Below are 26,576 nucleotides of genomic sequence, written 5' to 3'. Positions count from 1 at the left end.
AGCTGGCGGCGCAGATCGAACGGTACCGTTCGAGCGACACGCCGCCCGGCGCAACAACCGTCCTCAAAAAAAAGACGGGGCATGTGCCCCGTCCCGTACGACCGGCGATGAAGCCGCGTGATTACGCCGCCACCTCCCGTGCCCGCACCATCGTCAGCGCCGCATCCTCGATCATGTCCTCCTGGCCGCCGACGAGCCGCTGCCGGCCCAGTTCGACGAGAATGTCGCGCGCCGGAATCCCGTACTTCGCCTCCGCGCGCTTCGCGAACAGCAGGAACGACGAGTAGACGCCCGCATAGCCGAGCGTCAGCGCATCGCGGTCGAGGCGGATCGGCGCATCCATGATCGGCACGACGAGATCCTCGGCGACGTCCGAGATCGCGAACACGTCGACGCCCGTCTCGATCCCCATCCGGTCGCACACCGCGACGAACACTTCCATCGGCGTGTTGCCCGCGCCGGCGCCGAGGCCGGCCGCGGCCGCGTCGATCCGGTTCGCGCCGGCGGCAACCGCGGCGACCGAGTTCGCGACGCCCATCGCGAGATTGTGGTGGCCGTGGAAGCCGAGTTCCGTCTCCGGCTTCAGTGCGTCGCGCACCTGGCTGATTCGCGCGGTCACGTCGTCGGGCAGCATGTGGCCGGCCGAATCGGTGATGTAGATGCAGTTCGCACCGTACGACTCCATCAGCTTCGCCTGCACGACGAGCTGCTCCGGCGACGACATGTGCGCCATCATCAGGAAACCGACCGTATCGAGCCCGAGCGTGCGCGCAAGGCCGATATGCTGCTCCGACACGTCGGCCTCGGTGCAGTGCGTCGCGACGCGGATCGTGCCGACGCCCAGTTCGTGCGCCATGCGCAGATGCTCGACGGTGCCGATGCCGGGCAGCAGCAGCGCCGACACCTTCGCCTGCTTCAGTTCCGGAATCACGGCGCTCAGGTACGCCTCGTCGGTGTGCGCGGGGAAACCGTAGTTGACCGATGCGCCGCCGAGGCCGTCGCCGTGCGTGACCTCGATCAGCGGCACGCCGGCCGCGTCGAGCCCGCGCGCGATGTTGCGCATCTGGTCGAGCGTGATCTGGTGGCGCTTCGGGTGCATCCCGTCGCGCAGCGACATGTCGTGGACGGTGATCTTCTTGCCTGCAAGTGACATCGTGTGACTCCTCGACTCAAGCGGTAGCGGCCGTCGCGGCCAGCATCTGTTCGGCGAAACGCTCGGCCGTGGCGGCTGCGGCGGCGGTCATGATGTCGAGGTTGCCCGCGTACTTCGGCAGATAGTCGCCGAGCCCTTCGACTTCCATGAACACCGACACGCGATTGCCGTCGAACACCGGGCCATTCTTCAACGTGTAGCCGGGTACGTAGCGCTGCACTTCCTTGACCATGGCATGCACGGACGCGGTGATCGCGTCGACGTCGGGCGGCCCGTCGGTCAGGCAGTGGATCGTGTCGCGCATGATCAGCGGCGGCTCGGCCGGGTTGATCACGATGATCGCCTTGCCCTTGCGTGCGCCGCCGACCTGTTCGATCGCGCCGGACGTCGTGCGCGTGAACTCGTCGATGTTCTTGCGCGTGCCGGGGCCGACCGAGCGCGACGACACGGTCGCGACGATCTCGCCGTACGCGACCGGCTGCACGCGCGATACCGCGTACACCATCGGGATCGTCGCCTGGCCGCCGCAGGTCACCATGTTGACGTTCATCTGCGCGCTGTCGAGATGGGCGTCGAGGTTCACCGGCGGCACGCAGTACGGCCCGATCGCGGCGGGCGTCAGGTCGATCATCTTCACGCCGAGCGCGGTGAGCTTGTCGGAGTTGTCGCGGTGCACGTACGCCGACGTCGCGTCGAAAGCGATGCGGATGTCGTCGGCGGCCACGTGCGGCAGCAGCCCGTCGACGCCCTTGTCGGTGGTCTTCAGGCCGAACTCGCGCGCGCGGGCGAGGCCGTCGGATGCCGGATCGACGCCGACCATCCACACCGGTTCGAGCACCGTCGAGCGGCGCAGCTTGTACAGCAGGTCGGTGCCGATGTTGCCGGGCCCGATCAGTGCGCATTTGATTTTCTTCATCAGGATTCTTCCTTTAGATAAAGCGGACATCGCAGCTGCCGATGCCCGAGATGTGCATCGACAGCGTGTCGCCGGCCGTGACCGGAATCAGTTTCGCGAGCGAGCCGGACAGCACGATCTCGCCGGCCAGCAGCGGCACGTCGTACGCGGCGAGCGTGTTCGCGAGCCACGCGACCGCGTCGGCGGGGTGGCCGAGCGCCGCATCCCCGCGTCCTTGCGCGACGGGCTCGCCGTTCTTGTCGATCGTCATCTCGCACGCGGCGAGATCGAGCGTGCGCGGGTCGACGCGCGCATCGCCGAGCACGTACACGCCGCACGACGCGTTGTCGGCGACGGTGTCCTCGATGCGGATCGCCCAGTCGCTGATGCGCGAATCGACGATCTCGAAGCAGGGTGCGACGGCGGCCGTCGCGGCGATCACGTCGGTGCGGTCGATGCCGGGGCCGCGCAGGTCGTGCGCGAGGATGAACGCGATCTCGCCCTCGGCGCGCGGCGCGATCAGCGAGTCGGCGGCAATCGCCTCGCCGGCCGCGTAATGCATGCCGGACAGCAGGATACCGAAATCGGGCTGGCGCACGTTCAGCATGTCCTGCACGGCCTGGCTCGTCACGCCGATCTTCTTGCCGACGACCGCTTCGCCCTGTTCGATGCGACGCTCGATGAAGCGTTGCTGGATGCGGTAGGCGTCGTCGAGCGACAGCCGGCGCGGACGGTTCGACAGCGGCGCGACCGGTGCGCGCGCGTGCCACGCGGCGTACAGTTCGTCGCCGAGCGTCGTATGCAGGCGGGAAGACATGAAAGGGCCCTCGAATGGAAAAGGCCGCCGTCGCGGGCGGCGTCGTGCGCCGGAGCACGGGCTCCGGCGCGGGGGCGCGGGCGTGCCGCGTCAGTCGATACGTCAGTTACCCGAACTGCGGATCGCGTCGGGCGAGAAGTACGCCTCGTTGAACTGCGGGCTGTTGTCGAGCTTCGGCATCGGGCCTTCGTTCGTCAGGCGGTCGGCCATGTATGCGCCGGAGACGAGATCGTGATAGAACACGACGCCCGGGTAGAACGTCTTCGCATCGAACGCATAAAGCGACGTCGCGACGTTGGTACGCCACAGCAGGCCGCGCGCATCGTAGTTGTCGGCGAGCGGCGTCATCCACGTATCCTCGTCGAGATACAGCACGCGCTTCGCGTACTGGTGGCGATAGCCGCTCTTCAGCGTCGCCTGCAGCACCCACACGCGATGCAGTTCATAGCGGATATACGCCGGGTTCTCGTGGTTCTTGCCCAGCAGGTCGCTGTACTTCACCGAACTGTCCATCGCCTTGTAGTCGTTGTACGGCACGTAGATCTCGCGCTTGCCGAGGATCTTCCAGTCGTAGCGGTCGCCGGAGCCGTTGAAGAGACGGTCGTCATCCACGGTGCGGAACCCGCCCGGGCCCATCGGCTGGTCGTAGCCGTACTCGGGCGCCTGCCGCACGCGCCGCGTGCCCGGGTTGTACATCCACGTGCGCGACGAGTTGTCCGCGCCGGCCTTGTCCCAGTTCGTGAAGGAGAGGGTGATCGAGCCGCGGTCGGACAGCGGCAGCTCCGTGGCGACGCGCGCGTAGGTCCGGTTGTTCAGGTCGCTCTTCACGTCGTACTTGCCGACATTGCGCGGCGAGTAGATGTCGTAGCGCACCTTGCCCCACGCGATGTTGCCGTCGGAGTAGACGACCGCCTGGTCGTAGATCGCCTGCTCGGTGCCGATTGCCGATGACATCCGCTGGTTCCACAGCAGTTCGGCCGCGGTCTTCGGGATCGGGTACGGCGCCTGCGGCGGCGCGTTCGTGAGGCCGTTCGCGTCGGACGTCATCGTCGAATCGGGCGCGTACGTGCGGATGTCCTTGTAGACAGCGTCCGTATACCGGAAGTCGCGGTGGCTCGGATAGACGATGATCTTGAACGTCGCCGGATAGCGCTTGAACATCGCCTTCTGGCCGTCGGTCAGGTGCTCCGCGTACTGCGCCATGTTTTCCGCGGTTATCGTCGCGACCGGCTTCTCGTTCGCGTACGGATCGGGGTAGCGGCCGCCGCGCTTGTACTGCACGTCGGGCGGCGTGCCGAGCCACTTGCCCGACCAGTCGGGCACGCTGTTGTCCTTGCTCGCGGCACGCACCGCGCCCATCGGCGTCAGCGTGCCGTCGAGCGCCTTCAGGTCGTCCGGCGTGACCTTCGGGAACGATGCCGTCGCAGCGAGCGCGCACGCGGCCATCACCGACGCGCGCAGGAGGGGGAGACGAATTCTCTTCATGACAATCCTCTTGCTGAGTGACGAGCGGCCGGGCCGCTCAGAAGTGGTAGGTCGCCGTGGCCAGCACGTAGTCGCGATCCGCGAGCGGGCGCGTGACCGGGTTCGGCGATCCGAGGAACTTTGCGTAGACGAGCGACAGTTGCAGGTTGCTCAGGCGCGTGAAGGTCACGCCGGCCGTCACGCGGTGGTCGCCCTGGCCCGTCAGCGAGCCGAGCGCGCCGGCGAGCGGCGACGTGCCCGTCAGGTCGTGCGCGTAGGTCAGCGGCACGTCGAGATCCCAGCCGTTGAACACGTTCTTGTAGCTGAGCGTCCACGCGATCTCCATGGCGAGCGCGTTGCGCGAATTCGCGAGCGTCGTCGAGCCGTCGAGCTCGGAGATGCCGCCCGCATGCACGTACGTGATTTCGCCTGTCAGCGACTGCGAATTCGCGAGGAAGCTCGGCCCGATCGAGTAGATGCCGGACAGGTTGGTCTGCAGCACGTTCGCGCGCGTCGACTGCACACCCGTCGGTGTATTGACGAGCACGGCCGCGCCCTGGCGGTACGACACTTCGCCGGCGACGTTCACCGGGCCGACCTGCGTGGAGAAGCTCGCGCCGGTCAGCTTGATGTTGCTGAAGTAGGTCTGCTGGTACTGGAGCGTCGGGAAGTACGTGGTGACGACGCTCGGGTTCATGTCGTTGTAGTGCAGGTAGTACAGACCGAGCTCGGTGTCGCCGAGCACGCGGAAGCGCGCGCCGATCCCCCACTGGTTGCTCGCGCTCGGCTTGTCGTCGGGGCCGCGCGGAATGATCATTCCGCCCGGGCCGATGATGTACTGCGCGCCGGGGCCCGTCACGTCGGAGTAGCTCCAGTACGTGCCGGGCGCGGTCAGCCGGTTCTGCTGGAACGAGAACTGGTAGTAGCCGAGCAGGCTGAAGTTCGGCGTGACCTGCCACTGCGTCGAGATCTGCGGCACCGGTAGCAGGATGTCCTTCACTTGCGCGCCCGCCATGTACGACTTGGTCGCGTCGGAGGGGCCCTGTGCGCCTGCGATGTTCGGGAAGAACAGGCTCTCGCCCCATGCGACGACCTGGTCGCCGACCTTCACGTTCAGGCTCGTCGAGCCGATATGGAACGTGTTGTACGCATACGCGGCGAGCAGCGTCGTGTGACCGCCCGACCAGTAGCGCGCATCGCTCGTGAAGTTGTTGTACTGGCCCGACTGGTTCACGGTGCCCGGCGCATCGTTGTAGTTCGGGCGGTGATAGGCCTGGTCGTAGAACGTGCTCGCGCGCACGAACACGCCCCAGTCGTCGTGCTTCAGGTTCACTTCGCCGAGCAGGCTGACCTGGTTCTCGATCAGCTTGTTCTTCGCGAAGTTGCGGTCGCCGTCGTCGCCGTTGATGTTCGCCGGCGTCAGCAGATTGCCGCTCGGTGCGCGGGTGCGCATGCCGAGGCCGTAACTGAGCGTGAACGTGTAGTCCAGCGTCGTGTCGGCGCCCAGCCCGATCGTGCTGCCTGCATGCGCGTCGGGAACGGCGCATGTCAGCAGTGCGGCGGCCAGCGTCGACAGCGTGGCGGTTGCCCGCTTGTCGGTACGGCGCGAAATCCGTTGATGCATGGTGTCTCCTCTTGGGGGTATCGACGACGGTCGTCTGTGCGTTGTCGTGAGAGGCAGAGTAGGGAGATCGCGGTAGCAGGGAATCGTCAAAATGAACTAGATGACTTCCCTAGGACTGGAAACGAATGCCCCGCACCGCTTGCATGGCGTGGTTCAGCGTGCGTCGGCCTGCGCGGCCGACAGGAACGCGGGCCGTTCGCCGCCGCCGTCGAGCCGCAGGTTCGCGCCCGACGTGTACGACGCATGGGGCGACGCGAGGAACAGGCAGGCGGATGCAACGTCGTCGGGCGTCGCGAGCCGTCCGGCGGGAATCGTCGCGCGGATCGCATCGAGCGCATCGTCGTCGCCGTAGTGGCCTTCGGTGGCCGATTCCGTCTGCACGAGGCTCGGGCTGATCGCGCAGACGCGCACGCGTGGCGCCCACTCGACCGCGAGCGACGTGACCGCGTTGACGAGGCCCGCTTTCGCGGCGCCGTATGCGGCCGTGCCGGGCGACGGCCGCGACGCGCTGATGCTCCCGATGAACAGCATCACGCCGCCTTCGGGCTGCGGCTGCATGATCGCGTTCACGCGCTGCGCGAGCTGCAGCGGTGCGATCAGGTTCAGCCGCACGATCGATTCGGTGAAGCGCGGCGATGCATCGGCCGCGAGCGCGAACGGCGAGCCGCCCGCGTTGTTGACGAGCACGTCGAGGCCGCCGGCCGTCGCGCGGATCGTCGCGAGCATCGCGTCGACCTGCTCGATGTCGCGCAGGTCGGCCGCGACGAAGGCCGCCGTGCGGCCATTGGCCGATGGCGGCGTGTCGGGCGCGCTGCGCCCGCACACGAACACGCGTGCGCCTGCCGCGAGAAACCCCTCGGCGATACGCCGCCCGATACCCTTGGTGCCGCCCGTCACGAGCACCGTCTTGCCGCTGTAGTCGAATCCGTTCATCGTTGCCTCCGTTTCGGTGGGCCGATGATAGGAAGAAGCGCGCGCGGCTTCGTAGTCTGAAAGGATGATGCCGGCCGGGGCTGGCGGCGCAATCATCGTGGCAGGCATCCATCGAACGACGAAGGAGACAACCCGCGATGACGACCCTCACGACGCCGCCGGCCGGCATCTTCACCGACGTACCGGGCGGCATGCGCCTGCACCATTTCGAGGCGGGCGAGGGCCGGCCCGTGGTGTTCATCCACGGCAGCGGCCCGGGCGCCAGCGGCTTCAGCAACTTCAAGCACAACGTCCCGGCGTTCGCGGCGGCCGGCTATCGCGCGATCGTCGTCGACCTGCCGGGCTACGGGCAATCGTCGAAGCCGTCCGACGTCGCCTACACGCTCGATTTCTTCGTCGACGCGCTGCATGCGCAACTGGCCGCGCTCGGGATCGGACCGGCCGTGCTGCTCGGCAACTCGCTCGGCGGCGCGATCGCGCTCAAGTACGCGCTCGACTATCCGGACGAAATCGACGGGCTGATCATGATGGCGCCGGGCGGCGTCGAGGATCGCGAAACCTATTTCCGGATGGAAGGGATCCAGCGGATGGTGAAGCTGTTCACCAATCGCCAGATGAATGACGACACGATGCGCGAACTGCTGACGCTGCTCGTGCACGACCCGGCGATCGTCACCGACGCGCTCGTCGCCGAGCGGATGAAGGTGTGCGTCGAGCAGCCGACCGAAGTGCTGTCGACGATGAGCGTGCCGAACCTGACCGGCGCGCTCGGCGACCTGCGCTGCCCGATACTCGGATTCTGGGGTACGGACGATCGCTTCAATCCGGTTGGCGGCGCACTGACCTTCCTCGAACGCTGCCGCGATGCGCGCTTCGTGCTGATGAACCGGTGCGGCCACTGGGTGATGGTGGAACACGCCGATTATTTCAATCGGGAATGCCTCGATTTTCTGGCGACGCGGAATACGCGATAACGCCGGATGCCCCTCAAGGCCGCCGCGCAGGCGAGCGGCCCCTCTGAACCTACGGAGACACCATGAAACTCATCGAAGAACTGTTCGACCTGCGCGGCAAGGTCGCCGCGATCACCGGCGGCGCCCGCGGCATCGGCGCGGAGACGGCGCGCACGCTGGCCGCCGCCGGCGCGAGCGTGGCCATTCTCGACGTGCTGTCGCAGCCGGCGGAAGCGCTGGTCGAGGAAATCCGCGCGCAGGGCGGCGAGGCTGCGTTCTGGTCGCTCGACGTGACGCACGAGGCCGACGTGGCGCGCGTGTTCGGCGAGATCGTCGCGCGCTTCGGGCGCCTCGACGTGCTCGTGAACAACGCGGGCATCGAAGGGCACAACGTGCCGACGCACGAGCTCACGCTCGCGCAGTGGCAGCGCGTGCTGGACGTGAACGTGAACGGCGTGTTCCTGTGCACGCGCGCGGCGATTCCGCATATCGACGCGGCCGGCGGCGGGTCGATCGTGAACCTGTCGTCGATGTACGGGATCGTCGGCGGCCCCGACGTGCCCGCGTATCACGCATCGAAGGCCGCGGTGCGGATGATGGCGAAGGTCGACGCGATGCTGTACGCGGCGAAGAACATCCGCGCGAACTCGGTGCATCCGGGCTATATCCGCACGCCGATGCTCGAGGACGCGTTCCGCCAGATGGGGCAGGACCCCGACAACGTGTTCGGTTATCTGCAGACGCATGTGCCGATGGCGAAGATCGGCAGCCCGCGCGACATCGCGGCCGGCATCCTGTATCTCGTGTCGCCGGCCGGTCGTTACGTGACGGGCGCGGAGCTCGTGATCGACGGCGGGTACACCGCGCGCTAACGCGAGTCGGTACGCGCAACGGAACAGGAGACAGGCAGTTGAAAGTGCTCGTGGCAGTGAAACGCGTGGTCGACGCGAACGTGAAAGTCGGCGTGAAATCCGACCGGACGGGCGTCGACATCGCGAACGTGAAGATGTCGATGAACCCGTTCGACGAGATCGCGGTGGAAGAGGCCGTGCGATTGAAGGAAGCCGGTGTCGTGACCGAAGTGGTCGCCGTATCGGTCGGCGTGGCGCAGGCGCAGGAAACGCTGCGCACGGCGCTCGCGATCGGCGCGGACCGCGCGATCCTCGTCGAATCGAATGACGGGGTCGAGCCGCTCGGCGTCGCGAAGGTGCTGAAGGCGCTGGCCGACAAGGAGCAGCCGCAACTGGTGATCCTCGGCAAGCAGGCGATCGACGACGATTCGAACCAGACCGGCCAGATGCTGGCCGCGCTCGCCGGTTTGCCGCAGGCGACGTTCGCGTCGAAGGTGGTGATCGCCGACGGCCGTGCGACGGTCGCGCGCGAAATCGATGGCGGTGCGGAAACGCTGTCGCTTCAATTGCCCGCAGTCGTGACGACCGACCTGCGCCTGAACGAGCCGCGCTACGTGACGCTGCCGAACATCATGAAGGCGAAGAAGAAGCCGCTGGAAATCGTGAAGCCCGGCGACCTTGGCGTGGACGTGACGCCGCGTTTGAAGGTGCTCAACGTGAACGAGCCGCCGAAGCGCGCGGCCGGCGTGAAGGTGCCGGATGTGCACACGCTGGTCGCGAAGCTGAAGACCGAAGCCAAGGTGCTGTAACAGGGAACGCAACGAAATGACGATTCTGGTAATTGCCGAGCATGACAATGCATCGATCAGGGCCGCGACGCTGAATGCCGTGGCGGCAGCCCAGGCACTCGGCGCAGCGGGCGGCGGCGACGTGCATGTTCTGGTCGCTGGCCACGATGCGCAAGCGGCTGCAGACGCAGCGGCGAAGATCGCCGGTGTGTCGAAGGTGCTGCTGGCCGATGCGCCGCACCTGGCAGACGGTCTGGCCGAGAACGTCGAAGCGACGGTGATGAACGTCGCGAACGCGTACTCGCATGTCGTCGCGCCCGCGACCGCCTGCGGCAAGAACATCGCACCGCGTATCGCCGCGAAGCTGGATGTCGCACAGATCTCCGAGATCACGGCCGTCGTGTCGGCCGATACATTCGAACGCCCGATCTACGCGGGCAATGCGATTGCGACGGTGCAGTCGAGCGATCCGGTCAAGGTCATCACGGTGCGTGCGACGGGTTTCGATCCGGTGGCGGCCGAAGGCGGCAATGCGACGGTCGAGAAGATCGCGGCAGCGCCCGACGCAGGCCAGTCGCAGTTCGTGAGCCGTGAAGTGACGAAGCTGGACCGGCCGGAACTGACCAGTGCGACCATCGTCGTGTCGGGCGGGCGCGGCCTCGGTAGCGGCGACAACTACACGAAGGTGCTCGAGCCGCTGGCCGACAAGCTGCAGGCCGCACTCGGCGCATCGCGCGCGGCGGTCGACGCCGGCTACGTGCCGAACGACTACCAGGTCGGCCAGACCGGCAAGATCGTCGCGCCGCAGCTGTACGTTGCAGTCGGCATCTCGGGCGCGATCCAGCATCTGGCCGGCATGAAGGATTCGAAGGTGATCGTCGCGATCAACAAGGATCCGGACGCGCCGATCTTCAGCGTGGCCGACTACGGCGTGGTCGGCGACCTGTTCACGCTCGTGCCGGAAGCGGTCGCGGCGCTCTGACGATGCCGTTGTTCGAATTCAACGGGATGCGGCCGCGCGTCGATCCGTCCGCGTATGTCGATCCGAGCGCGGTCGTGATCGGCGACGTGACGATCGGCGCGCGCTGCTACATCGGCCCGCATGCAAGCCTGCGCGGCGACTTCGGCGCGATCGTCGTCGAGAACGGCAGCAACGTGCAGGACGGCTGCGTGCTGCATGTCGGGATCGGCGAGACGTGCCGGCTCGGCGTGAACAGCCACATCGGCCACGGCGCGATCGTGCATGGCGCGACGCTCGAACCCGACACGATGATCGGGATGAACGCGGTGGTGATGGACGGTGCGACGATCGGCGCGACGACGATCGTCGCGGCCTGCGCGTTCGTGAAGGCCGGTTACGACGTGCCGCGCGGCGTGCTGCTCGCCGGCATGCCGGGGCGCGTCGTGCGGCGGCTGAGCGATGCGGAGATCGAAGCGAAGGCGAACGGGACGCGGATTTATCAGCAACTGGCGGCGGATTGCCTGAGGACGATCAGGTCGGTCGACGGTTGACCAAGACCGCACATCATTCGCGCGGGGCGGTCAATCGGGTCGATAACCGATCGATTGCATCGTGCATCGTCATTGGCTTAAGATCGGCGTGAGTCCATCCACGCGTTCAGCGCCCATGAAGAAGAGCATCAGCCTGCGGGTCGCCGTCATCGCGTCAGCCGTGGCCGTGTACAGCATCTACATGCACATTCAGCAACTGATCAGCGGCTGCATGTGGGTCAGGGGCTATCAGCGTTGCAGTTTCGAGAACAGCACGAACTTCGAAGGCTTGATGGATCTGGACCTGATGATCACCTGTTGCTGGGTCGCCGCGGCGGTGGTCGGCTGGATTTCCGTTGCGCAGGCCGCGAAGAAGCCGGGTTAGCCGCCGCCGAGCGGGTCGAACGCGATCGCTGTCAATCCGTGACAACGCGGATCGGCGCGGTGCAATCACGCGTTGCGCCGGCGGCGCCATGCCACCGGAACCGTCAGAACCGCGTGCGGATCCCCGCGCCGTAGGTGCAACCGGCCGACAGGTTCGACACGCGATCGTACAGATACCCCGCATACACATCGGTGCGTTTCGACAGCGGATAGTCGTAGCCGACTGACGCCGTGCTGCGTGCCTGGTCGAGCGCACTGTTGTCGCGCGAATACGCATACGACGCCAGCATCCGGCCGATGCCGACCGGGATCGTGACGCCGCCCTGCAGCAGGTTCACGTGAAAGTTTCCGCCTGCCAGCGTGTTGCCGAGATACGTGTATTCGCCGAACAGCTTCACGACACGCAGGTCGTACGATGCGCCGATCTGCGCGGCCGTCTGGCTTCGCAAGCCCTTCAGCAGCTTGCCGAGATCACCCGGTGCGGAACTGAAGTTCAGGTACTGGTAGACGGCGCCGATGGCCAGCGCGCCGCGCGTGAACTGCGCCTGCGCAGCGAATTTCTTCGCGCCGTTCTCGCCCGGCTGGTTGCCGGGCGCGTACATGGCCGCGCCGCTCAGCCCGCCGAAGTCAGGCGTCGAATACTGGACGGCGTTGCTCCACGACGTGCCGCCCGGTATACCCTGGTCGGTCGGGAAGCCGGGGTAGGTGCCGAGGCTGGAATAGAGCTGCACGATCGTCGGCGAGAACGTGAACGACGCGTAGAACGGATTGAACTTCGCCGATTGCAGGTAGAGCAGGCTGCTCTGCCGCCCGAGCACGAGCGCGCCATATGGCGAACCGATGCCGACATACGCGTTGCGGGAAAACGTCGGGTCGCCGTCGAACGAGCCGAACCGGCCATTCTGCGGGCGGAAGAAGCCTTCGATCGCGAAGACGGCCGTGTAGCCGCCGCCGAGATCCTCCTGGTCGCCGAATCCCCAGAACGACGTCGACAGCCCGCCGCCGCCCTGTTGCACGGCGCCCGGGTTGCCGGGCACGCGCTGGTAGCCGGCCCACGCGTCGACGATGCCGTACAGCTGCACGGTCGATTGCGCGTGCGCGTGTGTGCAGATCGCCAATGCGGCGACGGGGGCGGCCAGGCGAACCATCCGGTTCAGCGTGGCGATGCAAATGCGTTTGATCGGCATGATGGGTTCTCTTCACTCTTTCTGACGGCGAGCGGAAGCCGGCGCCGCGAACGAAGCGTCGGTGCCGGGATGCAAGGCGGGGAGCGGCGCGCAAGCCGCGCAGGAACCGGTGTGCGGCTGCGCCGCGGCACCGGGCGAAGCGAAGGGCGCTAGTGGGCGCGGTGCTCCAGCGAGCGGCGTTGCAGCGACGCCGTCATGCCCCTGGCCTTCCGGAACAGGAAGAAATAGAGCTTGATGTATTGCCCGACCAGGATCGCGTTCATGAACGTGCCTTCCCGGATGAATTCGGGCTTGCCGAGGAAGGCCAGACCGATCGCCGCGCTGACGAGCAGCAGTGTGCAGTCGAAGCTCGTCTTGATGTCGCCCCAGCGCCAGCCGGTGCGCTCGAAGATCGCGTTGACGAACATGTCGATCGGCATCAGCACGAGGTTCGCGCGGATCATCAGGAACAAGCCGAACGCCAGCAGCGCATCCGCGAACGCGAGCAGGCCCAGTTTCGGCAGGTAGTCCTGGAAGCCGATCGAGCGCGTCAGCATCAGGTTCAGGTCGAGGCAGCTGGCGAGCACGAAGGCCGGGATCAGCGACGCCAGGTGCCTGGCGCGGAAATCCTTGCGCAGCACCAGGAACGTGAGGAACAGCATGAACAGCTCGAGCATGAAGTTGTACGTGCCCTGGCTCAGCGGCCGGTAGACGAGCGTCATCGTCCGCGTCAGGCTGCTTTGCGGCGAGATGCCGATGCCGGCACGGATCGCGAAGCTGATGCCGAGCGTGAGGATGTAGATGCCGACGACATAGGTGATCCAGCGCCGGGTGAGGCTGCCGGTATCGATGACTTCCGCTTCCCTTGCATGGTGCGCCATGGTGGTCCCTTGGTGGTCTTCGTGTTGCCGCGCGTGTCGGGGCGCCGGTTGGCCGGCGGCGCGATGCGCTGTCGTGGGCGGGCACGCACGAAGGTAACCGGGCGAAAGTGCCGGTGCCATCCGCGCTTCCCATAGCCGGCGGGGCCCGTGGGCGCCCGCCGGTCGTCTCCTCCTGCAGGCCGGCGTCAGGCCATGAAGCCGAAGCGGTCGAGCGAGATGAACAGCGTCAGCAGCTTGTTCACCACGGGTTCGCCCTCATTGCGGTTGCCGAGCGCTTCGAGTGCCTGGTCGATCGAACGCGTCGCGCCGAGCAGATCGGCGAGGTTCATGTTCGCCATCACGCCGTAGATGTCGAGCGGCAGCACGGCTTTCACCGCGCGGTCGTCGGTCACCACGCAGCCGCCCACGTACGAATCGACCTGCCGCAGGCAATGGCACATCTCGTCGCTGTCGCGGCCGACCGCGACGAAGTACGCCTTCGGCGCCGGCCAGAACGTCGCCACCGCGCCGCGCTCGATCGACACGCCCTTGAACAGCCCGTTGACCACGTGACGCTTGCCGTTCGCATAGCGCTGCACGACTGCGATGCGGTTGAGCGTGACGCCCGCCACCTCCGGCACGACCTTGCCGTCGCGGAACGGCACCCACACTTCCTGGAAGAACTTCTCGTGGCCGCGCCCGTACACGTCGAACAGGTAGACCTTCGCTTGCGTGCCGTCTTCGGAGACCTCGAGCGGCACGAGATCCAGTTGTGCGGGCGTCAGGTCGCCGAGGCCCGGCACCGGTTGCTTCACCATGCCCGAGTAGTCGACGTCGGCCTGCTTCAGCAGCTTGCGGTCGCGGGCGACCAGTTCGCCGTCCTTGAACACGTAGCGCGGGTTGATCTTCGACAGGCTGTCGGTCAGCACGATATCGGCGAAGCGGCCCGGCGTCAGCGATCCGAAGCGGTTGTCCATCCGGAATGCGCGCGCCGTGTAGAGCGTCGCCATCTTGATCGCCTGGATCGGATCGATGCCCATCTCGGCGCACAGCGACACGATCCAGTCCATGTGGCCCTTGGTCAGCAGCCGGTCCACCGAGATGTTGTCCGCGCACAGCTGGAAGTTCTCGGATGGCCATTTCCGCTTCACGATCGCGCGCAGCATGATCTTGATCACCTCGGGGCTGCCGACGCCGAACTTGATCTGCGTCTGCAGCCCGTAGCGCACGCTTTTCTCGATGTCGTCTTCCTTCCACACGTCGTGGTTCGCGAACGCGCCGATCGCGGGCATGTAGTTCAGCATCATGTCCGACAGCGCGGTCACGCCCCAGTGCGTGTTCATGAAACCGCCTTTCGCGCGGCCCAGCGCCGATTTGCGGAAGTCGTCGTCGTTGCCCACGCTGTAGGTCAGATGCGCGAGTTCGCCGAGGCCGATCACCGGGTCCATCTTCAGCAGTGCGTCGGTCACGTCGACCGAGGTCTTCTTGCCGGGCGCGAACGCGAACACGCGATACGGCAGGCGGTCGTGATCGCGGAACAACTGCTCGGTGGCCGGCACGGCCTCGGCACCGGCGGCGCTGACGAAATCGAGGCATTCCGAGAAGATCGTCGTCGTGCCGCACGGCACGATCGCCTCGGCGAACGCGGCCGGATGCGCGAGCTGCGCATCGAAGTGGATGTGCGCGTCGATCAGCCCGGGAATCGCGTAGAGGCCTTCGCCATCGAATACCTCGCGCACGCGGATCGCGGTTTCGTCGGGGTTCAGCGCGACGATGCGCTTGTCGTACACGAGGATCGAGCCCTGATAGACCGTCTCGCTGTGCACGTCGAGGATGTTCAGATTCTTCAGCAGGAGATCGGCTTCCTTCTTCCCGTTGAGAATGTCGAAAATCGCGCGCACCTGGTCGTAGTGGGCGGCCACCTGGTCGCGTTGTCCGGCGGTGCCGGCCGTTCTCTCGCTGACTGCTTGGTACATGACTTGTCTCGCTTTCATCGGTTGGTTTGAACCTGCTTTTGCGCCGCAGCAAACGCGGTCGCCGCAGCGTGCGCGTACCGGCCGGGCGGTGCCGTCGGCCCACGAACGCGACAGGACTCATGAAAACCGAATTCACCGTTTCTAAAAAGCAGCGTTTTTTGCGCGGAGCGTGCGCTTTTCGAGTACGCTTGGCCGACTCCAGGAGACCGGTGCCATGCTCCATTCACGATTGCTGCGCTACATCGACGAAGTCGCGCGGTGCGGCTCGATTCGCGCGGCCGGCGAAAAGCTTCACGTCGCGCCGTCCGCGATCAACAAGCACGTGCTGCTGCTCGAGGAGGAGATCGGCGAGCCGTTGTTCGAGCGCCTGCCGCGCGGGCTGCGGCTGACGCCGGCCGGCGAGATCCTGCTGGCCCACGTGCGCAGGACGATGTCGGAGTACCGGCAGGTCGAGGCCGAGATCCGCAATCTCAACACGCTGCAGAAGGGCGAGGCGATCGTCGCGACGGTGACCGGCCTGGCCAGTGGCATCGCGTCTACCGCGGCCGCGAATTTCTGCGCTCAGCATCCCCACGTCAGGATTTCGATTCGGGTGATGTCCGTGCGCGAGATCGCCGACGCGCTCGCCAGCGGCGAAGCCGATCTCGGCCTCGGCTTCAACCTGCCGCCGTCGCCGCAGCTCGAAAGCCTGTGGGAAATGGATACGAGCCTCGGCGCGGTGATGTCGCCGAAGCATGCGCTCGCGCGAATGGAATCGATTCCGCTCGCGTACTGCGCGTCGTATCCGCTGATCTTTGCCGATCGCGCGATGCTGATGCACGGCATCGTCGCCGATACGTTCGAGGAGGCGGGGATCGACGTCGAGCCGGCATTCCGCACCAATTCGATCGAGACGATGAAGCGGCTTGCTGCCGCGAGCGAAAGCATCGCGTTCCTGAGCAAATTCGACATCGCGGAGGAATACCGGCAGGAGAGCCTGACGTACCGGCCGATCCGCGATCGCGCGTTCAGCCGCAACGTGCTCGCGCTCGTGCGCCGCGAAAAGCACGGCCGGGGGCTGGCGAGCCTGCTGCTGGCCGAGGAGATCATGACGATCCTCGGCGAGATGAGTAGCTGAGCGGCTCGGCGCAGCGGGCTCGCGCACACCGGCAATCGTTGTGTTTTTCCCTTTCGTGCCGGGATAATGATCCGGCATCGCGCGCTGCGCGAGGGGAGACGCCCATGCAATTTCCGACGGGATCGGTGGTCGCGCTGAGTTCGGCCGCCGCGACGATGTTTTCGCTGGGCATGCTGTTTCTCGGCTACTGGGGTTGGCACGAGGCGCTGCCCTGGCGGTTCGGCGACTACGTCGTGATCTTACCCGCGCTCGCGGGCTTCGCGTGCCTCGCCAGCGTGCCGTTTCTCGCGACGTCGCCGATGAAAACGCCCGACGACGAATCGCGGATGTTCGTCGCGCGGCGCGTGTTTCTGTGTGGCGCGAGTTTGGTGTGGTGTGCGATCGTCGCGTCGCTGTTCGTGTGAGATCCGGGCGCCGGGACGATCGCCAGCGCCGCCTTGCGGGCATGCGTCGCAATGTCTTGCGTAAGGCCGGCACGCCGGGTTTTCACGCTGCCATCCGTGCTTTGATTTCCCCGATACCGTGCACTAGATTCGAAGCGTTCATGTATTGAAACGCGCGAGGTGGAGCCATGACGCCTTGGGAGATTCAGGGTACCGAAATGATCAGTTGTAATTGCTCGTACGGTTGCCCGTGCCAGTTCAATGCACTGCCGACCCACGGCAATTGCGAAGCGATGGGGGCGCTGTCGATCGACAGCGGTCACTACGGCGACGTGGTGCTCGACGGCGTCAGGATCGCGGTCGTGTTCCAGTGGCCGGGCGCCGTGCACGAAGGCCGGGGCAAGTGCCAGCCGATCGTCGACGAGCGCGCCAGTCCGGCGCAGCGCGACGCCGTGCTGAAGATCATGACCGGTCAGGATACCGATCCGTTCGCGACGATGTTCTCGGTGTATGCGTCGACGCTCGAGCATGCGTTCGATCCGATCTTCACGAAGATCGATTTCGACGTCGATGTCGATGCGCGGCGCGGCCAGATTCACGTGGAAGGCGTGTTCGACGCCAGTGGCGAACCGATCCGCAACCCGGTGACGGGCGCCGAGCACCGCGTGCGGATCGACCTGCCGAACGGTTTCGAGTATGAGCTGGCCGAAATCGGTTCGGGCACGGGCCGCTCGCAAGGCAACATCGCGCTGAATCTCGACGGTACCTATGCGCAGTTCGCGCGGCTGCACCTGAACAACCACGGGCTGATCCGGCATCGCGTCGCGGCATGACCCCGTTCGACACCTGGCTCGGGCGGGAGCGCGTCATCACGCTGCTCGGCATGGCCGTGCTCGTCGGCATCTGCTGGTTCTACCTGTGGACGGGTGCGGGAACCGGCATGTCGGCGCTGGACATGACGACCGTCGCGCTCTTTCCGCATCGGCTCGCGGGCGGCATGGGCAGCATGGACCCGTCGCTGCCGACCGTGATCGTCATGTGGTGGGTGATGATGATCGCGATGATGACACCCGGCGCCGCGCCGCTCGTGATGCTGTACCGGCGTGTGCTGCGGCAGCGCGGCGGCGGGGAGGCGGGCTCAGCGTTGACGTCGGTGTCGCTGCTGGCCGGCTATCTGACGACATGGCTCGCGTTCTCGATCGGCGCGGCGTTGCTGCAGGCGATGTTGCAGCCGGCCGGGCTGATCTCCGCCATGATGCTGTGGTCGAAGAGCGCGGTGCTGTCCGCGATCGTGCTGGCGCTGGCCGGGCTCTATCAATTCTCGCCGCTGAAACGCGCGTGCCTGCGGCAATGCCGTGCGCCGGCCGCGTTCCTCGTCGCGCACTGGCGGCCGGGCGTGGCCGGCAGTTTTCTGCTCGGCGTGCGGCACGGCGTGGTTTGCGTGGGCTGCTGCTGGTTGCTGATGGCGTTGCTGTTCGTCGGTGGCGTGATGAACGTCGTGTGGATCGCCGCGTTGTCGCTGTTCGTGTTCGCGGAAAAAGTCCTGCCCGGCGGCGAACGCATCGGCCGCGTGCTGGGCGTCGTGCTGATCGCGTGGGCCGGTGTCACGTTGATCGTGTGACGCGCCGCGCCGGCGTACAGCGGAACGTGCCCGGCCCGATGGAAGGCTAGCGGTGCAGACGTGCTTTCAAGCCGTCGCCGCGCGGTGCGCGATGGTCTTCGTGGTGACACCGGTGTTCGCGGGCGGCGACATGTCCGGCACGAACATGGGCGATACGTCGATATCGGCGCCGGATGCGAAGCTGTCCGACGCCGAGGTCAAGGAGATCGACGCCGGGCGCGGGCGGGTGACGCTGAAGCACGGCACGCTCGACAACGTCGGGATGCCGCCGATGACGATGGCGTTCAAGGTCGGCGATGCGGGCATGATCCCGCCGCTGTAGGCGGGCGACAAGGTGAGGGTCCGGGTTGAAGACGTCAACGGCACGCTCACGGTCGTAAAGCTCGTAAAGCTCGTAAAGCGGCCGTGACGGGTGACGTCATGCGTCGTGATCCACGAACACCTTGTTGGCGCCCGCCTTGTACAACCGCTTGCCGAGATTCGGGTAGTCGCACACGTCGTGCTCCGGACGATCGCCGGCCACGATATAGACAAGCGGCGCGTCGCCGGTATTGCGCATCGTGTGCGCGGGGCCGCCGCGCGGAAATCCCATGAAATCTCCCGGGCCGACCGGGCAGGTCTGGCCGTCGATGGTGGCTTCGCCGCTTCCGGACAGCACGTAGACGCATTCTTCCCCGTACAGGTGCCGGTGATATTCGGTCGATTCGTGCCCCGGCATCAAGGTCATCAGATGGAAGCCCAGTTGCGTCAGCCCGGTCGCATCACCCAGAGATCGCTTCAGGCGCGCGGCATTCGCGTTCAACGGATGGACGGAATGTTCCGGTTCCATTGCCGTGATCTCGGCGGCGGTCAGGATTTCTCGCGGATTGTTCATCGTCTGTCTGGTCCGGGGTTCGGGGCGCCGGTGGCGCCGGTGGCGCCGATGGCGCCGATGGCGGGGATATCGGGGCAGGTATCGACGATAGCACCGTTGGGTGTGCGCGAAGGAGAGCGGCGACGTCGCGCCCGGTCATTTGTCGCGCGGTGCTACGTAACGCCGGATGCGTGTTACGCACGGTTTACCGGAACGTAGGGTGCGCATGCGCCGATCGAGCGGGCGACGGTGCCGGGCGTCACCCGCGTGAGGCGCGGCGGGGCGGCGCGATCCGATGCGATGGCCGGATCGTCAGAGATCCTGATGGCGATGGCACGGTAGATGCTTGCTGGAAGGATCGAGCAAAAAAACGGACGGGGATTTCCATGCACAATCATTTCATCAATGCAAATGTTGCGGTCGCGGCCATCGCTGCGGCGTGTGCGCTGGCGGCATGCGGCGGCGGCGACATCACGGCGCCGACGCTGCCGGGTAACAACATCGGGACGAGCACGAGCGGGACCAGTGGCACGAGCGGTAGCAGCGGCACAAGCAGTAGCGGCACGAGCGGTAGCAGTGGCACGAGCAGCAGTGGCACGAGCAGCAGCGGCACGAGCAGCAGCGGCACGAGCAGCAGCGGCACGAGCAGCAGTGGCACGAGCAGCAGCGGCACGAGCAGCAGCGGCACGAGCAGCAGCGGCACGAGCAGCAGCGGCACAAGCAGCAGCGGCACGAGCAGCAGCGGCACGAGCAGCAGCGGCACGAGCAGCAGCGGCACGAGCAGCAGTGGCACGAGCAGCAGTGGCACCAGCAGCAGTGGCACCAGCAGCAGCGGCACCAGCAGCAGCGGCACCAGCAGCAGCGGCACCAGCAGCAGCGGTTCGAGCAGCGGTACGCCGGGCACGAACGGCATCATCAGTTCCATCGGCGGCGTCGTCATGGCAGCGGGCACGACGATCAAAGGCGTGACGCCCCCCGTCGGCAAGGACGTGACGGCGGGGCTTGGCAACACGGTCATCGGCGCCGGCACGATCATTCGCGATACCTCCAATGCGGTGAGCAACGGGATCGGCCAGATCGGCATCGCGTCGAATCCGGTCGGCACGACCGTTGCCGGCCTCGGTTCCATCGTCGGTTCGACGAGTAACCCGGTCACCGGCCTGAGCCAGGCCGTGAAGGCGCTCGGCACCGGGCCGCTCGCGCCGCTGGCGCCCGTCACGGCGCCGGTCGGCGGCCTGCTCGACACGGTGGCCGGCGGTCTCCAGGCGGGTGGCGCAACACTCGGCGCGACCCTGTCGTCGGGCCCGGTGCAACAGACTACGCAGGCGATCAGCAACGCGATCACGCCACTCGTCACGACCACCGGCCAGCTTACGCAGCAGGTCGGCACGGCGACGGGCCTCGGACAGCCGGTTGCCGGCCTGCTCGGGCAAGTCGGTGCAGCGATCACGTCGGCAGGCGTCAAGGTGACGTCCGCGTCGTCGCAGCCAATCGTCGGCGCCCTCGGACAGGTCGCTTTCGCGGTCGGCAACACGGTGACCAATGCAGGCGGTCTCGTGAGTCCGAAAGGCGCGAACGGCGGCGTGCCGGTTTCCGGTCTGGTGACCAGCGTCGTCGGCGGCATACCGGCGACCGTGGTGAACGGGCCCGGGGCCGGTACGGCGTCGGGCGGCGCGGGCAATCCGCTCGCACCCGTTACGTCGCTGGTGGGTGGCCTGCTCGGTGGCGTGACCGGCGGCGTCGCCGGCAAGTAACCGGCAGGTAACCGGCAAGTAACCGGCAAGTAACCGGCAAGTAACCGGCAAGTAACCGGCGCGTGCCGATCGTCCCGGGCACGTCGGATGGCCGGCCGCCGGCCGGAGATCGGCCGGTCATCGCCACTCGCGACGGTCGCGACGAGGCCGGCCGTACCGTGTCGATCGACAGGTCAGGCGCGGGTGCCGTCGACCTTCGACGGCGGCCGTGCCAGCCCGCGCACCGGCACGGGCGTTGACATGACGATCGACGTGCGCGTTTCGCCGTACAGGTTGATGCGCTCGATCAGTTGTTCGAGATGGGTCATGCTGGTTGCGACGAACCGCATCACGTACGAATCCGCGCCCGTCACGTGACGGCATTCGACGACTTCGGGAATCGACTCCAGCAGCTTGAGGAATTTCGCCTTGGCCGGCTGCGGCACCGTGATGCCGATCAGCGCGCTCACCGGGTAGCCGGCCGCGGCCGGATTGATCCGGGCCGTGTAACCCTCGACGACGCCGGACGCCTCGAGGCGCTTCACGCGCTCCGTCACCGCCGGCACCGACAGGTGAACCTGACGCGCGAGTTCCGTATAGCTGATGCGGCCGTTCGCTTGCAACAGCGCCAGTACCTTCCAGTCCAGATCATCCATCGCGGCGGGATTTTTTAAGGTGGAGCCCCCATTTTTCCTTAAAAACCGCATTCAGCGATGACCGGACTTTCCCTACGATGCCTGTTCAACCCGCGGGATGTCGCAAGGAGCAGGCAATGTTGTTCATCAAGTCCGTCGTGATGGGGCTGTCGATCGCGGTGCCGGTCGGCCCGATCGGCATGCTGTGCATTCAGCGCAGCCTGAGCCGCGGCTTTCAGGCGGGGTTCGCGACGGGCATCGGCGCCGCGTGTGCCGATGCGATCTACGGGTTGCTCGGTGCGCTCGGCATTGCGGGTATCGTCACCGCATTCCCGATGCTGACCGTCGGCCTGAAAATTGGCGGCGGCGCGTTCCTCGTGTGGCTCGCGTGGACGATCGGGCGTCAGGCGCCGGCCGCGTCGGCGGTGCAACGCGACCTGCCGCGCACGACCGTCCTGCGCGATTTCCTGACGACGTTCGGCCTCACGCTGTCGAACCCGATGACGATCGTGTCGTTCGTCGGGATTTTCGCGGCGCTCGGCCCGCTGCAGGCTGCGCGGGAAGGCGCGATGTGGCCGGCCGTGGCGTGGATGGTCGCCGGCGTGTTCATCGGTTCCGCCACGTGGTGGCTGTGCCTGAGCAGCGCGACTGCGGCGCTGCGCACGAAGCTGTCGTTCGCGTTCATGCACGGGTTGTCGCGCGTGTCGGCCGCCGTCATCGCGGTATTCGGCGCGATCCAGCTGGTCGCGGGTGTGCGCGGCCTGCTCGGGTCCTGACGCGGGGCGCCGTTCTAGCGAGTGCCTGCGGCAGGCAGCGCCGGCAAATGCGCATGCACGAAGCGCGCGATCTCCTGGCTCAGCTCGATGTCCTCCGGCGCACCCATGAACCCGCCGTGCGGCATCCCTTCGAACACGTGCAGCTCGGTGGGCACCTGCGCGCGCCGCAACGCGCGATGCAGGCGCACGGCGTTCGACAGGAACAGGTCGCGCGTGCCGCTCTGGATGAACGTCGGCGGGAAGCCGGCGGCGAAATCGCCGAACAGCGGCGACAGGTACGGATGCGCGAGATCGGCGCCGTTCGCGTACAACAGGTTGTTCGGCATCAGCGACGCGGGCAGCACGACATCGACGAGCCGGTTGGTCTCGAAGCTGTCGCCGGATTCGGTCAGGTCGGCTTCCGGCGACAGCAGCACCAGCGCGGCCGGCAGCGGCAAGCCTTCGTCGCGGGCGCGCAGCACCATCGCCGCTGCGAGATTGCCGCCGGCCGAGCGGCCGCCGATCACGACGTTTTCCGGCGCGTGGCGCGCCAGCACGTGCGCATAGGCCGCGATGCAATCGTCGAGTGCGGCCGGATACGGATGGCCGGGCGGCATGCGGTAGTCGACGCCGTAGCAGCGCATGCCGAGCCGGTCGGCCTGCATCTGCGCGCCGGCGCGGCACGCGGCGCCGCCGCCGACGATCAGTGCGCCGCCGTGCAGGTCGATGTAGGCGCATGCATCGGACACCGGCGCTTCGGGCGTCGCGACATGCACGTCCGCGTGGCCGGCGCGGATCGTCTCGACGCTCGAACGCAGATACCCGGCGAGCTTCTCGACGGCGGCCGCGTAGTGCTCATCGGCGGCCGCCTTCACGCGCATCCACGCGTCGCGATCGTCCAGCGCCGGCATCACGTGCAGCGCATTCAGCGGCACGCCGTCGTTGCCGACGAGTCGTTGCAACGCGCTTCGCGCTTCGTCGCTGATCGATGCCGGGAAAGGCACGACACGGCTCGCCAGTACGACGCCGTCAGGTTTGTCTTTCATCGCTTGAATTCCAGCCGGCGCGTCATGCGGCCGAAGGCCAGTGGCGCAGCATCACGTCGAGCGCATCGAGGCTGCGCGACCACGACGCATCGGAATCCGGCGCGCTGTGCGAGAAGCCGCCGGCGCCTTCGAGCGTCACGTAGCCCATGAAGAAGCCGCCGAGCAGGCGGATCGCATGGGCCTGCTCGGCATCCGGCAGGTCGTAGCTGCGCAGTACGGCCGAGGTCATCCTCACGAGCCGGCCGCCCGCGCTCCCGGCGGCGCGCTCGGCGCTCACCGGATGGCGCGCGGCCGCAAAGCGGCCGGGATGCGCGCGCGCATAGTCGCGATAGACGTTCGCGAGCGCGGCCAGCGCGTCCTTGCCGGTGCGGCCGGCCAGTGCGTCGGTCGCGCGATCGGCGAGCTCCTGCAGCGCGAACAGCGCGATCCGGCTCTTCAGGTCGTCGAAACTCGGGATATGGGAATACAGGCTGGCCAGCTTGACGTCGAAATGCCGCGCGAGCGCTGCGCCGGTGAGCTGTTCGAAGCCGGTTTCATCGGCGAGCTGCGCGCCAGCTTCGACGAGCTTGTCCACGGTAATGCCGGCACGTGCCATGACGGATGCTATGTAGGTTAGTCAAAAACCTAATTCTATTAGTTTTTGCTGCGATGTCAATTTCCCGTGCGTGCCGGCGCCCGCGACGCAGGCGCCGAGGCGACGCGCCGTCAGAACGTGTAGCTGACCTTGCCGAACGCAGTCCGCCCGAGCGTGTTGTAGCCGTACGCGGTCATGTATTGCCGGTCGAACAGGTTCGACAGCGTGGCCGACACCGTCAGGTGCGAATTGATCCGGTACGACGCGCGCAGGTTCACGGTCAGGTACGACGGCAGGTACGTCGTGTTGACCGGATCGTCGAAGGTCGTCCCGCCGTAGTTCAGCGACGCCCCCGTGCTGAGCGCGTGCAGGTGCAGTTCGTCCCACGTGTGGTCCACGTTCAGGCTGACCGTCTGGCGCGGCCGGCGGTTGAGCCAGCTGTCATGGGTCTCGTCCTGCGGATTCAGGAGGCCGATCGCGACGCTCACCGGCGTGTAGCGGCCGATCGTCCCCTTGTACGACAGGTCGATCCCGCGGATATGCGCGCGGCCGATGTTCATCGGCGAATACGTCGCCGGGTTGTACGCGATCAGGTTGCTGACGCGCGTGTCGTAGATCGCGGCGGTGAACGTGCCGTACGACGTGTTCGCGTCGAGCGCGGCCTCGACCGACGTGCTGCGTTCCGGGCTGAGGTTCGGATTGCCGTAGCCGGGGTAGTACAGGTCGTTGAAACTCGGCAGGCGGAACGCATTGCCGTACGACACGCGCGCCGTATAGACCGGCGTGATCGCCCACGACAGCGCGGCATTGCCGGTGTTCACGCCTTGCCCGGCGATGATCTCGCGACGCCCCGCGAGGAACAGCGTCACGCTGCCGAGCGTGGCCGACTGATGCAGCGAGAACGCGGAGTCGTTGCGCGTCGGTATGCCGCCGGGCGCGTCGATCGGCAGGAACGCCTGTTCGCGCGTGAAGTCGTACCCGAGCTTGCTCTCGCCCGATAGCGGCAGGCCGAACAGGTGGAACCCGCGCTCCTGATGGGTCAGGGAGGTCGACGTGCTGATGCGCTGCGAATTGATCTGGTCGGTCGGGATGGCCGGATCGCTCGCGTAGAGGAATTGGCGATCGTTCGCATAACCGAACGACTGGTCGAACTGCGTATCGGGCGTGATGTCGAGATGGAACGCGAGACCGGTCGTCAGCTGGTGATCGAGCTGGCGGTTCGGATAGCCGCTGTTGTCGTAGGACAGGTCGGAGCGGTGATACAGCGCGAACGTCGAGACCGACCAGTTGTCGCGCGCGTAACCGAGGCGCGCATCGAGATCCTGCGCGTGATACGGATTGCGGCCGTCCTCGTGATACGGCAAGACCGGCCGCGTCGAATCGATGCCGGCCGTGTTGTACGTGTGCAGGCCGAGCGAGTAGGTGAGCCCGCCGAGCGCGGCGAGCGGCCCGGTCGACGGCACTGTGCCCGACGTGCGCAACTGCGTGTCGAACGTCTTGTTCGACCCACCGCCGAACGACACGGTGGTCTGGTTCGGCTGGCTCGACGAGCGGCGCGTGAACAGCTGCACGACACCGCCCATCGCGTTGGCGCCGAACGACGCGGCGGCCGGGCCCGAGATCACTTCGACCCGTTCGAACGCTTCCGTCGGCAGGTCGGCCCACGGCGCGATGCCGGTGGTGGGTGAGCCGATGCGGATGCCGTCGATGAACACGGCGACCTGGCTCGCCGACGAGCCACGGATGCTGACCGATGCGGACGAACCGGGGCCGCCGTTCTGCGAAACGGTCACGCCGGGCAGCGTCGCAAGCGCCTGAGTGATGCTCGGGTCGCTCGGCGACAGCCGGTCGAGGTCGGTTCGCGTGAGGACCTGGGTCGTCGCATAGCGCCCGTCGAACGATTCGGGCAGGCGACGCGTGTCGGTCACGCTGATCGTCGGCAGGTCGACGCTTTCCGCCGGCTGGGGCGGCTGCTGGAGCGCGGTGTCGCCGGCGGCATGGGCGATCGGGGCGAGCAGCGCGGTGGCGGCGGACGTGGCGAGCAGATGGCGAATGTTCATGAGACAGCGGGAGAAGGCGTGTTGCGCGTACGGCGGTCGCGAGCGAAGGGCGGGCAGGTTGTGCATGCCGACGGCGTGTCGGTGCGACGCTTCCGGCTGGGAAGCGGATTCGGGAACGAAGGACATCTGACGGATCCTGAGGTCGGGTCGTCCATGCAACGGGCGACCGCCAACGGCGGTGCTTGCGCATCGGGACACCCCGCCCGGTGCGGCTGCTGGACCTCGGGTCGATGGCAGGTCTCCTGGCTCGCGGGTCGTCATCCGTGCAGGCCTTCCCGGTTTCCCAGTGGCATGCAGTGGCACGGATTCGCCGCTCACAGTTGCGGGGGCAGCCGCAGCTTCGAGGCGTTGCCCCTCCTGCGTTCCCTTTTGATCCCGTCTCCGGGAACCATCGTAGCGAAGAACCATAGCACCAAAGTTCTTCAAAATCTATCAAAGCACCGT

The 26,576-nt window shown here is 66.7% G+C and carries 27 protein-coding genes, 1 pseudogene and 1 riboswitch; of the genes and pseudogenes, 13 read left to right on the top strand and 15 right to left on the bottom strand.

Annotation, left to right across the window (positions count from 1 at the left end; translation table 11 throughout):
• Positions 1–121 precede the first annotated feature (121 nt).
• The 6 genes from dmpG to BLA15945_RS00110 all read right to left on the bottom strand — a co-directional run bounded on the left by dmpG (position 122) and on the right by BLA15945_RS00110 (position 6,886).
• Entirely contained in the window at positions 122–1,153 is a 1,032-nt protein-coding gene (gene dmpG, locus BLA15945_RS00135) for a 4-hydroxy-2-oxovalerate aldolase (protein WP_059240447.1), read from the bottom strand.
• 16 nt (positions 1,154–1,169) lie between these two features.
• The gene (locus BLA15945_RS00130) at positions 1,170–2,069 is read right to left on the bottom strand and encodes an acetaldehyde dehydrogenase (acetylating) (RefSeq protein WP_059240448.1); all 900 of its coding nucleotides are present in this window, start codon (positions 2,067–2,069) and stop codon (positions 1,170–1,172) included.
• Positions 2,070–2,082: 13 nt separating this feature from the next.
• Positions 2,083–2,865, bottom strand: coding sequence for a 2-oxopent-4-enoate hydratase (dmpE, locus tag BLA15945_RS00125; RefSeq protein ID WP_174991152.1), 783 nt, complete (start codon positions 2,863–2,865; stop codon positions 2,083–2,085).
• A 102-nt stretch (positions 2,866–2,967) separates the two neighbouring features.
• On the bottom strand, positions 2,968–4,350 hold the full coding sequence (locus tag BLA15945_RS00120) for a DUF1329 domain-containing protein (protein WP_059240450.1): 1,383 nt from the start codon (positions 4,348–4,350) through the stop codon (positions 2,968–2,970).
• Positions 4,351–4,387: 37 nt separating this feature from the next.
• Positions 4,388–5,953 (bottom strand): DUF1302 domain-containing protein, encoded by a 1,566-nt coding sequence (locus BLA15945_RS00115; RefSeq protein WP_174991150.1) that lies wholly within the window; start codon positions 5,951–5,953, stop codon positions 4,388–4,390.
• 153 nt (positions 5,954–6,106) lie between these two features.
• Positions 6,107–6,886 (bottom strand): SDR family oxidoreductase, encoded by a 780-nt coding sequence (locus BLA15945_RS00110; protein ID WP_059240452.1) that lies wholly within the window; start codon positions 6,884–6,886, stop codon positions 6,107–6,109.
• Positions 6,887–7,023: 137 nt separating this feature from the next.
• Between BLA15945_RS00110 and BLA15945_RS00105 the strand changes: the two genes are divergently transcribed.
• The 6 genes from BLA15945_RS00105 to BLA15945_RS00080 all read left to right on the top strand — a co-directional run bounded on the left by BLA15945_RS00105 (position 7,024) and on the right by BLA15945_RS00080 (position 11,354).
• Positions 7,024–7,860: an alpha/beta fold hydrolase gene (locus tag BLA15945_RS00105; protein ID WP_059240453.1), complete on the top strand. Its 837-nt coding sequence runs from the start codon at positions 7,024–7,026 to the stop codon at positions 7,858–7,860.
• A gap of 62 nt (positions 7,861–7,922) precedes the next feature.
• Positions 7,923–8,711, top strand: coding sequence for an SDR family NAD(P)-dependent oxidoreductase (locus BLA15945_RS00100; RefSeq protein ID WP_059240454.1), 789 nt, complete (start codon positions 7,923–7,925; stop codon positions 8,709–8,711).
• Between the two features lie 38 nt (positions 8,712–8,749).
• Positions 8,750–9,499: an electron transfer flavoprotein subunit beta/FixA family protein gene (locus BLA15945_RS00095; protein WP_174991148.1), complete on the top strand. Its 750-nt coding sequence runs from the start codon at positions 8,750–8,752 to the stop codon at positions 9,497–9,499.
• Between the two features lie 16 nt (positions 9,500–9,515).
• The gene (locus tag BLA15945_RS00090) at positions 9,516–10,460 is read left to right on the top strand and encodes an electron transfer flavoprotein subunit alpha/FixB family protein (RefSeq protein ID WP_174991146.1); all 945 of its coding nucleotides are present in this window, start codon (positions 9,516–9,518) and stop codon (positions 10,458–10,460) included.
• Between the two features lie 2 nt (positions 10,461–10,462).
• Positions 10,463–10,990, top strand: coding sequence for an acyltransferase (locus tag BLA15945_RS00085; protein WP_174991144.1), 528 nt, complete (start codon positions 10,463–10,465; stop codon positions 10,988–10,990).
• Positions 10,991–11,105: 115 nt separating this feature from the next.
• Complete coding sequence (locus BLA15945_RS00080; RefSeq protein ID WP_059240458.1) at positions 11,106–11,354, top strand: hypothetical protein; 249 nt, start codon at positions 11,106–11,108, stop codon at positions 11,352–11,354.
• A 103-nt stretch (positions 11,355–11,457) separates the two neighbouring features.
• On the opposite strand, the gene BLA15945_RS00075 is transcribed toward BLA15945_RS00080, so the two are convergent.
• The 3 genes from BLA15945_RS00075 to BLA15945_RS00065 form a co-directional block, all read right to left on the bottom strand.
• Positions 11,458–12,534: a porin gene (locus BLA15945_RS00075; RefSeq protein WP_407045080.1), complete on the bottom strand. Its 1,077-nt coding sequence runs from the start codon at positions 12,532–12,534 to the stop codon at positions 11,458–11,460.
• A 155-nt stretch (positions 12,535–12,689) separates the two neighbouring features.
• Positions 12,690–13,400, bottom strand: coding sequence for a YczE/YyaS/YitT family protein (locus BLA15945_RS00070; protein ID WP_059240459.1), 711 nt, complete (start codon positions 13,398–13,400; stop codon positions 12,690–12,692).
• A gap of 185 nt (positions 13,401–13,585) precedes the next feature.
• Positions 13,586–15,355: an adenine deaminase C-terminal domain-containing protein gene (locus BLA15945_RS00065; RefSeq protein WP_233464088.1), complete on the bottom strand. Its 1,770-nt coding sequence runs from the start codon at positions 15,353–15,355 to the stop codon at positions 13,586–13,588.
• 214 nt (positions 15,356–15,569) lie between these two features.
• On the opposite strand from BLA15945_RS00065, the gene BLA15945_RS00060 reads away from it, so the two are divergent.
• From BLA15945_RS00060 to BLA15945_RS00040, 5 genes and pseudogenes are all read left to right on the top strand, one after another.
• Entirely contained in the window at positions 15,570–16,472 is a 903-nt protein-coding gene (locus tag BLA15945_RS00060; RefSeq protein WP_059240461.1) for a LysR family transcriptional regulator, read from the top strand.
• Positions 16,473–16,576: 104 nt separating this feature from the next.
• Positions 16,577–16,876 (top strand): hypothetical protein, encoded by a 300-nt coding sequence (locus BLA15945_RS00055; RefSeq protein WP_059240462.1) that lies wholly within the window; start codon positions 16,577–16,579, stop codon positions 16,874–16,876.
• Between the two features lie 167 nt (positions 16,877–17,043).
• Positions 17,044–17,688, top strand: coding sequence for a DUF1326 domain-containing protein (locus tag BLA15945_RS00050; RefSeq protein ID WP_059240463.1), 645 nt, complete (start codon positions 17,044–17,046; stop codon positions 17,686–17,688).
• Positions 17,685–18,476, top strand: coding sequence for a DUF2182 domain-containing protein (locus tag BLA15945_RS00045; protein ID WP_174991140.1), 792 nt, complete (start codon positions 17,685–17,687; stop codon positions 18,474–18,476). Before BLA15945_RS00050 ends, BLA15945_RS00045 begins: the two co-directional genes overlap by 4 nt.
• 91 nt (positions 18,477–18,567) lie before the next feature.
• Positions 18,568–18,885: pseudogene (locus BLA15945_RS00040) on the top strand (copper-binding protein).
• A gap of 9 nt (positions 18,886–18,894) precedes the next feature.
• Here BLA15945_RS00040 and BLA15945_RS00035 read toward each other — a convergent pair.
• Together BLA15945_RS00035 and BLA15945_RS37995 are read right to left on the bottom strand one after the other, a co-directional pair.
• Positions 18,895–19,350: a cupin domain-containing protein gene (locus BLA15945_RS00035; RefSeq protein WP_059240465.1), complete on the bottom strand. Its 456-nt coding sequence runs from the start codon at positions 19,348–19,350 to the stop codon at positions 18,895–18,897.
• 373 nt (positions 19,351–19,723) lie between these two features.
• Complete coding sequence (locus tag BLA15945_RS37995) at positions 19,724–20,269, bottom strand: hypothetical protein (protein WP_407045077.1); 546 nt, start codon at positions 20,267–20,269, stop codon at positions 19,724–19,726.
• 25 nt (positions 20,270–20,294) lie between these two features.
• Between BLA15945_RS37995 and BLA15945_RS37990 the strand changes: the two genes are divergently transcribed.
• Positions 20,295–21,083: a collagen-like triple helix repeat-containing protein gene (locus tag BLA15945_RS37990; protein WP_230950387.1), complete on the top strand. Its 789-nt coding sequence runs from the start codon at positions 20,295–20,297 to the stop codon at positions 21,081–21,083.
• Positions 21,084–21,256: 173 nt separating this feature from the next.
• Here the strand turns inward: BLA15945_RS37990 and BLA15945_RS00025 are convergent, their stop codons facing one another.
• Positions 21,257–21,718, bottom strand: coding sequence for an Lrp/AsnC family transcriptional regulator (locus BLA15945_RS00025; protein ID WP_174991136.1), 462 nt, complete (start codon positions 21,716–21,718; stop codon positions 21,257–21,259).
• A 116-nt stretch (positions 21,719–21,834) separates the two neighbouring features.
• Here BLA15945_RS00025 and BLA15945_RS00020 point away from each other — a divergent pair, with 116 nt between their 5' ends.
• The gene (locus tag BLA15945_RS00020) at positions 21,835–22,473 is read left to right on the top strand and encodes a LysE family translocator (protein WP_059240469.1); all 639 of its coding nucleotides are present in this window, start codon (positions 21,835–21,837) and stop codon (positions 22,471–22,473) included.
• A gap of 14 nt (positions 22,474–22,487) precedes the next feature.
• On the opposite strand, the gene BLA15945_RS00015 is transcribed toward BLA15945_RS00020, so the two are convergent.
• The 3 genes from BLA15945_RS00015 to BLA15945_RS00005 all read right to left on the bottom strand — a co-directional run bounded on the left by BLA15945_RS00015 (position 22,488) and on the right by BLA15945_RS00005 (position 26,132).
• On the bottom strand, positions 22,488–23,498 hold the full coding sequence (locus BLA15945_RS00015; RefSeq protein ID WP_174991134.1) for an alpha/beta hydrolase: 1,011 nt from the start codon (positions 23,496–23,498) through the stop codon (positions 22,488–22,490).
• A gap of 22 nt (positions 23,499–23,520) precedes the next feature.
• Positions 23,521–24,093, bottom strand: a complete 573-nt coding sequence (locus tag BLA15945_RS00010) for a TetR/AcrR family transcriptional regulator (RefSeq protein ID WP_059240471.1) — start codon at positions 24,091–24,093, stop codon at positions 23,521–23,523.
• Between the two features lie 110 nt (positions 24,094–24,203).
• On the bottom strand, positions 24,204–26,132 hold the full coding sequence (locus BLA15945_RS00005; protein ID WP_174991132.1) for a TonB-dependent receptor domain-containing protein: 1,929 nt from the start codon (positions 26,130–26,132) through the stop codon (positions 24,204–24,206).
• 215 nt (positions 26,133–26,347) lie between these two features.
• Positions 26,348–26,540, bottom strand: a riboswitch (cobalamin riboswitch).
• Positions 26,541–26,576 lie beyond the last annotated feature (36 nt).

The sequence above is a fragment of the Burkholderia arboris genome, assembly GCF_902499125.1.
In the GTDB taxonomy this organism is placed as follows: Bacteria; Pseudomonadota; Gammaproteobacteria; order Burkholderiales; family Burkholderiaceae; genus Burkholderia; species Burkholderia arboris.
The sequence above is the reverse complement of the archived record's forward strand: the minus strand, read 5'-3'. Positions and strand labels throughout refer to the sequence as shown.